The following is an 876-nucleotide window of genomic DNA, read 5'->3' as shown; positions in this document are numbered from 1 at the left end:
GCAGGACAACCGGGGCGCCGTCCTGCGGTCCACCATCGAGATAGGCGACGCGCAGCAGAGGTGTGTCGCAATGTGAGACGGAGTTCATTTGCTCTGAGGCACCGTAGCTGGCTGGTCGCCGCCAGTCGTGGGGCCTGGTCTGGCGGCCTGATCAACCTGTGGGTTCTTGTTGCTGGTGGCTTTCATCGGCTCGGTGTTGTTGTCGCAGGCGCCGAGCGCAAGGGCAGCGGCCAAGACCAGGAATGAAAAGAACCTCTTCATCGAAACCTCCTCTGGTTGATGCCCGGCAAACGAGGTTCCGCCAATTTGGTTGCCCGACCGGGGTCCTCAAGACGCCATGGGATTGCCGATCAACGCTTCGAGCTATTGGAATCGGCCGCAACTGTCGGGTCAGGCAGAACCGGGCCACGTTCAGTCTCCGAACCCTCAGCTTCGATCTCCTGCACGGCCCGATCCCAGTGCTCCTGCTCGCGGCCTACCGGCCGGCCCTCTTGTTCCCAGATTTCATGGGCCCGTCGTTTGATCTTTTCTTCCCTGCTGTCCATGGCTAGATCCTCCAATTCGTCAGTCTCAATTCCGGGCCATATTTTTTGTTCCTCCTCTGTCGGCAACAGCCGCTGCCGGATTTCGGGAAGGCCCTTGTGGATTGCATGGAATGACCGGCTTGGTAAATTTCGTACCGATATTTTTTCGTGACACACCTATGCTCGCAGTTTTATGAATCAGGCTATCGGCCAGCGCCGAGCACGTCCCTCTCCGATCCCACTGCCCGGCGCTCAAAGCCGGATCGCCCGTCGCATCGACATGGCGGGCTGTTGCTTCGATTGGAGGTGACGCTCATGCGGGAATTGCCGAAAGACATCGACGCCGATGTGG

At 59.2% G+C, this 876-nt stretch carries 2 protein-coding genes; both read right to left on the bottom strand.

The genetic code is table 11. From position 1 onward, the window contains the following. Positions 1-84: 84 nt before the first annotated feature. Positions 85-261, bottom strand: coding sequence for a hypothetical protein (locus EN991_RS38045; RefSeq protein ID WP_013531552.1), 177 nt, complete (start codon positions 259-261; stop codon positions 85-87). 89 nt (positions 262-350) lie between these two features. After that, positions 351-545 carry a DUF2934 domain-containing protein gene (locus EN991_RS38040; protein WP_032808298.1) on the bottom strand — a complete coding sequence of 65 codons (195 nt, stop codon included), beginning with the start codon at positions 543-545 and terminating at the stop codon, positions 351-353. Positions 546-876: the final 331 nt, after the last annotated feature.

It is taken from the genome of Mesorhizobium sp. M7A.F.Ca.US.005.03.2.1 (genome assembly GCF_003997795.1).
In the GTDB taxonomy this organism is placed as follows: domain Bacteria; phylum Pseudomonadota; class Alphaproteobacteria; order Rhizobiales; family Rhizobiaceae; genus Mesorhizobium; species Mesorhizobium ciceri.
The sequence above is the reverse complement of the archived record's forward strand: the minus strand, read 5'-3'. Positions and strand labels throughout refer to the sequence as shown.